The 5,309-nt window shown below is 60.1% G+C and carries 5 protein-coding genes and 2 pseudogenes; 3 read left to right on the top strand and 4 right to left on the bottom strand.

The annotated features are described in order from the left end of the window. Window positions 1–294 (top strand): annotated as a pseudogene (locus EN884_RS24630) (ABC transporter ATP-binding protein/permease); the annotation flags it as partial. A gap of 83 nt (window positions 295–377) precedes the next feature. Beyond that, window positions 378–1,181: a DUF1194 domain-containing protein gene (locus tag EN884_RS24625; RefSeq protein WP_063169101.1), complete on the top strand. Its 804-nt coding sequence runs from the start codon at window positions 378–380 to the stop codon at window positions 1,179–1,181. A 71-nt stretch (window positions 1,182–1,252) separates the two neighbouring features. Here the strand turns inward: EN884_RS24625 and EN884_RS24620 are convergent, their stop codons facing one another. Next, window positions 1,253–2,185, bottom strand: a complete 933-nt coding sequence (locus EN884_RS24620) for a glycosyltransferase family 2 protein (RefSeq protein ID WP_013529382.1) — start codon at window positions 2,183–2,185, stop codon at window positions 1,253–1,255. A gap of 369 nt (window positions 2,186–2,554) precedes the next feature. On the opposite strand from EN884_RS24620, the gene EN884_RS24615 reads away from it, so the two are divergent. After that, window positions 2,555–2,905: a DUF1330 domain-containing protein gene (locus tag EN884_RS24615; RefSeq protein ID WP_013529383.1), complete on the top strand. Its 351-nt coding sequence runs from the start codon at window positions 2,555–2,557 to the stop codon at window positions 2,903–2,905. Window positions 2,906–2,935: 30 nt separating this feature from the next. On the opposite strand, the gene EN884_RS24610 is transcribed toward EN884_RS24615, so the two are convergent. The 3 genes and pseudogenes from EN884_RS24610 to metX all read right to left on the bottom strand — a co-directional run. Beyond that, window positions 2,936–3,928: a glycosyltransferase gene (locus tag EN884_RS24610; RefSeq protein WP_063169100.1), complete on the bottom strand. Its 993-nt coding sequence runs from the start codon at window positions 3,926–3,928 to the stop codon at window positions 2,936–2,938. Between the two features lie 160 nt (window positions 3,929–4,088). Continuing rightward, window positions 4,089–4,703: a methionine biosynthesis protein MetW gene (metW, locus tag EN884_RS24605; protein ID WP_013529385.1), complete on the bottom strand. Its 615-nt coding sequence runs from the start codon at window positions 4,701–4,703 to the stop codon at window positions 4,089–4,091. Window positions 4,704–4,761: 58 nt separating this feature from the next. After that, window positions 4,762–5,309: pseudogene (gene metX / locus EN884_RS24600) on the bottom strand (homoserine O-acetyltransferase); the annotation flags it as partial.

Raw genomic sequence — 5,309 nt, 5'->3', positions numbered from 1 at the left:
GAACAGCGCTCGCTGGCCTTCGCCAGGCTCGCGTTGCGGCAGCCGAAATGGGTGATCATCGACGAGGCGCTGGATGCATTCGACGGCCCATCGCTAAGACGCGTGCTGTCGATGCTCGAGAAGCGTTTGCCGGCGACAGCGCTCCTCCACATCGGGCGCGGCCAGCACAACGACCACTTCTTCCCGCGCGCGTTGACGATCGTCAAGGATTCCGGTGCGCCAGCGCTGAAGCCCGCCCGCGTCAGAGCCGGCGCGATCGAACCGCCGCCAGTCGCCGCCCGCGGCAAGAAATGACCTGATATCCGGACGGGGAAGCAAAGCTTTATTTTGCCGTGATCGCGAGGGAAGCTCTTCGGGAGAACAACCTGGCGACGGCCATGCTTGATGCTCTGCGCCTGCTTGCCTGTCTTGCCTGCGCCCAGGCTGCCCCCGCCGCCTCGCCGCGGGATGCGCTCGCCGTCGACGTCGAGCTGGTGCTGGCAGTCGACATCTCGCTGTCGATGGACGAGAAGGAGTTCGCGCTGCAGCGCGCCGGTTATGTCGAGGCGCTGCGGCATCCCGACTTCATCAAGGCTGTCCGCGCCGGCGCCACGGGCCGCATAGCGCTGACCTATTTCGAGTGGGCCGGCACGGTGCGCGACGACGCGGTCATCGGCTGGCAGATCATCGATAGTGCCGAGAGCGCCAACAGCTTTGCCGACGAGGTCGCGGCGCGTCCGTTCCGCAGCTTTCGCGGCACTTCGATTTCCGGCGCGCTGGCCTTCGGTGCCGAGCTTTTCGACCGCACGTCTTTCCAGGGCGAACGTAGCGTCATCGACATTTCGGGCGACGGACCGAACAATATCGGACCGCCAGTCACCGCGACGCGTGATGCGGCGACTGCCAAAGGCATCGTCGTCAACGGCCTGCCGATCCTGATCAGCCCGTCGCCCACCTTCAGCCATCTCGACCAGTATTACGCGCAATGCGTGACCGGCGGGCCCGGTTCCTTCGTGCTGCCCATCTATGCCGCCGCGGAGTTTTCGACAGCCATCCGGCGCAAGCTGATCCTCGAAGTGAGCGGCATTCGGGACAAGGCGAGAATCACCCCCGTCGACGCGGCCAAGCCGATAGACTGCCTGCAGGGCGAACGGGACAGGCGGTTTTTATCGGATCCGTATTTTCCCGAACTTGACCGCTGAGCTCTCGATAGTGCGGTTCACGCAATCCGGAGGGAAAACCGTTCCACGATTTTCCTGGAGTTGCTCTGGGTTCAGGCGAGCCGGGCGCCACATTGGTTGCGAAACTCGTTGGAGAGATCGCGGCGCCAGCGTCGGCCATGGACATAGCCTTGCATCAATTCCGGCAGCGAGTAGCCAAGCGCTTTCGACGATCGGTTGGCCATATAGCCCTGGAATGCCTCCGGTATCCTGCCTCGCAGGATATCGGCGATGAGCTGCCGCGAGATCATGTAAGGCGGAATGTGCGGGTAGGCGTGGGCAATATGAGGATGTTTGCCCATCAGGTTCGCATAGGCCTCGACATAGCCGTCACGGCGGCCGGAAATCGAGTTCTCCGAATTGTATTTCGTCCAGTCGAGGTCCTCGGACAGTTGCGCACCGAAGCGCCGGGCAAGGCGCAGCAGCAATTCGCGATCCTGCATGCGGGTGATGTCGCTGTCGTAGCCGCCGATGGCCAGCAAGGCTTCACGGCGAGCAGTGATCGCGGAGCCGGCGATGAAGATGGTCTGCCCAACCAGCGTCCGCTCAAGCATTGCGGGGCTCACGAATGCCTCTGGGTTGGCGCAGTTTGTGATGCGATTGCCCTTCAGGGACACGAACGAACTGATCAGCACTTGCAGTGCAGGATTTTCATCGAACCAGGTCAGGGTTCGTTCAAGCCGGTGCGGCAAGTAGATGTCGTCGGAATCGAGGAACGTCACCAACGGTGCCCGCGCCCGCTCGATGCCGGCATTCCTGGCGGCGTTGGCGCCTCGCCATTTCGCCCCGACATAGATCAGCCGCGGGTCCTGGATGCGGGCCAGCGCCGCTTCGGTCCCATCGGTCGAACCATCGTCGACGACAATGTGCTCAAACCTCGACATGCTCTGGGAGAATACGCTTTCCACGGCGCGCAACACTGTTTCGCGTCGGTTGTGGGTCGGCGTAATGACCGTGATGAGAGGTACTGGATCGATCCCGGCCATGTCTGTCAGCTGTTTCCTGCGCAGGGTTGCGCGTCTGTCCAGGACTTTTCGATTTTCAGAACGGTCGAATGGATTGGACTTCCCTTTCTCTACACCACATCACAGTCGGCGCGACGCTATAAAAAACGACTGCCCCTGTCACCCACCGTGCCGGTACTCAATCCAGGCGAGACAACGAATCCCCGCTCTTAGCGTTCCAATTGCAACAGCACCGCCGCACATAGCATTACGAATCACCGTGGAAGCAACCCATCATGACAGATAGCATACATCCCATTACCTCAGACGTAATCGCTTAGCGCTCGGCCTTTGGTCAGATTGCCCATGCAGAGGCCGGCAACTCGGCTTCGATGACAAGGGAGTTCAGTCATGGCCGCTTACGCCGTCGCCCATATGCGCCAAGCCACAATGGGTCCGCAGATCGTCGAATATCTGCATAGGATAGATGCCACGCTGGAACCTTTCGGCGGCCGTTTTCTGGTCCATGGCGGCGATGTGGAGGTGATCGAGAACGACTGGCCTGGCCATCTGATCATCATAGAATTTCCCGACAGGCAGCATGTGCATGGCTGGTACAATTCGCCGGCCTACCAAGCGATACTGGCGCTGCGCACGGACAATTCGGAGGCCGATGTGGTGTTCGTCGACGGCGTCGAACATCCGCACAAGGCCACGGATGTTCTGGAGCAATCGCCGGATCAAGGATCAATTGGACGCTGAACTGCGGTTCAAGGAATGGCGGTACAGCGTCTAGCTATGCCCAACATAGTCTGGCACCGTTTCGATTTTGTCGCGAACCATGCCAGTTGCGAAACTGAACTGGCCCCAAAACGCCAAACCATAAAATGCCTGACCGACAATCAGAGAAAAGGGAACCTGCCAAAGCGGCATCCCGGTTTCCCGGGCATGGCCTACGATCCGTCGTGTCGTGCGCCATGACATGGTGAGCCACCGGCTGAAGGACTTGACTATCCGTCGCGTGCGGCTCGGCGAATTGAGCGCAACGAACTTCCGGTCGGCGTCGCGACCTGTAACCAGGGCGCGCCAGTAAAAGAACCGCCAGCCCCGCGGCGAATAGTGATAAACGCGTGCGTTGACATTATGAATTTTGTGGCCTTCCCGCAGCAGTTCGCGCATCAGCAAAGTGCAGGAAACCTTGAAGCCGTTATGTTTTGGAAAAGGGTGGCTGAGGATCCACTCGCGTCGAAACGCTACATTGTTGGCGTTGATCGCTCGCTTCGAGGCAAATCGCCCGTCACCACGGGCCATCGGGAAAAACCAGATCAACGCAAAGGTTCTTGAAAAGAAGTCGTCGTATGAAAGGTATGTATATCCGTTTGCGCAGATAACTTCAGAGTTTTCAAAGGGTTCAAGCAGTCCTGATAGCCATCCTGGTTCCGCGACCACGTCGGAATCCAGAAAGATGACGATATCTCCGTCCGATGCCAGCATACCGTTGTTCTTCAGGTCGTAATATCGGCCGCCAGGGAAAGCTGTGAAGACGAGTTCGGCAACCTGACCGAGCTGCGGGGCCTCATTCGAAATCTCACGACGCAACGCCTCTTTGTCCGACTCTGCTCCGCCGTGAGAGATGACGATCCTTGGTCGCGCTGAACCGGTTGCTGAAACCGATGAGATTTCCCGAGCCAAGGCCTTCATCCCAACGCCGATCTCGCCCCAGTCGATCGATTTTGCATTCTCCATTTCGACGACGAGTGAATAAGTTGCGCGTTCTTCGACCATTTTTTGCCCCCCCGAGCCGTCAGTGTGGCTATAGCCGCACTAGCCCGCTGTCAAACAGTCGACGCCATTTACACTGGTTCGCGATCGTCATACAGGGCGACTTTGCTCGGCGCCAAACACACTGTTGCTTGGCGAGTCGGGTCTTTGATCGGTGAGGAAATTACCGTTTCAGCAAGAACACTGCCTGCTGGCCGAAGAAATTCCAGAACCACCACGGCATCGACAAGCCGATCTTCTGGCCGGCGGCGTCGAGGGCGGTTGCCTTCTCGACTGTCGCGCCGAGTTCGTCGCACAGATTGACGAAATCGCGGATGGTGCAGAAGTGGATGTTGGGCGTGTCGTACCAGGAATAGGGCAGGTCCTTGGTCACCGGCATGCGGCCGTTGAGGAACAGCGACAGGCGCACACGCCAATGGCCGAAATTGGGGAAGGAGACGATGGCGCGGTTGCCGATCCTGAGCAGTTCGTCGAGCACCAGCTTCGGGTTGCGGGTGGCCTGCAGCGTCTGCGACAGGACGACGAAGTCAAAGCCCTTGTCGGGATAGAATTCGAGATCCTTGTCAGCGTCGCCCTGGATGACCGAGAGGCCGCGCGCCACACATTCGTTGACGCCGCGCTGCGACAGCTCGAGTCCGCGGCCGTCGACCTGCTTGGTGTCCTGCAGCAGTTCGAGCAGCGAGCCGTCGCCCGAGCCGACATCGAGCACGCGCGACTGTGGCGGGATGAGGTTGGCGACGACTTCGAGGTCGACGCGCTGGTCGCGGTTGACGCTCATGGCTTCGCCTCCCGCCTGGCGCATGATCCCGATCCGAAAAGCCTGCAATTTTTCCGGGTCATGCGCTCAGCCCTCTCGCTCGGGCCGCCGAGCCGATGAAGCCGTTTATCGCGGCAAACAGTTCCGGCTCGTCGAGCAGGAATGCGTCGTGGCCACGGTCGGTCTCGATCTCGACGAAGGATACCGATGCGCCGGCGGCGTTGAGCGCATGCACGATCGAGCGGCTCTCCTCGGTCGGGAACAGCCAATCCGAGGTGAACGACACCAAGCAGAAGCGGGTTTTCGTGCCGGCGAAGGCATCGGCCAACCGGCCGCCATGGTCTGCGGCGAGGTCGAAATAGTCCATCGACCGCGTCATGTAGAGGTAGGAATTGGCGTCGAAGCGATCGACGAAGGTCATGCCCTGGTGCCGAAGATAGCTTTCGATCTGGAAGTCGGCGTCGAAGCCGAAGGTCAGCGCTTCGCGATCCTGCAGATTGCGGCCGAACTTGCGGTGCAGGGCGGCTTCCGACAGGTAAGTGATGTGGGCGGCCATGCGCGCTACCGCCAGGCCCTTTTCCGGGCGTTTGCCGTGCTCGAAATATTTGCCGCCATGCCAGTCCGGAT

Origin of the sequence: Mesorhizobium sp. M7A.F.Ca.AU.001.01.1.1 (genome assembly GCF_004022735.1) — a bacterium.
GTDB classification, from domain to species: domain Bacteria; phylum Pseudomonadota; class Alphaproteobacteria; order Rhizobiales; family Rhizobiaceae; genus Mesorhizobium; species Mesorhizobium ciceri.
Note: the sequence above shows the minus strand (reverse complement) of the source record. Positions and strands in the feature narration are given on the sequence as shown.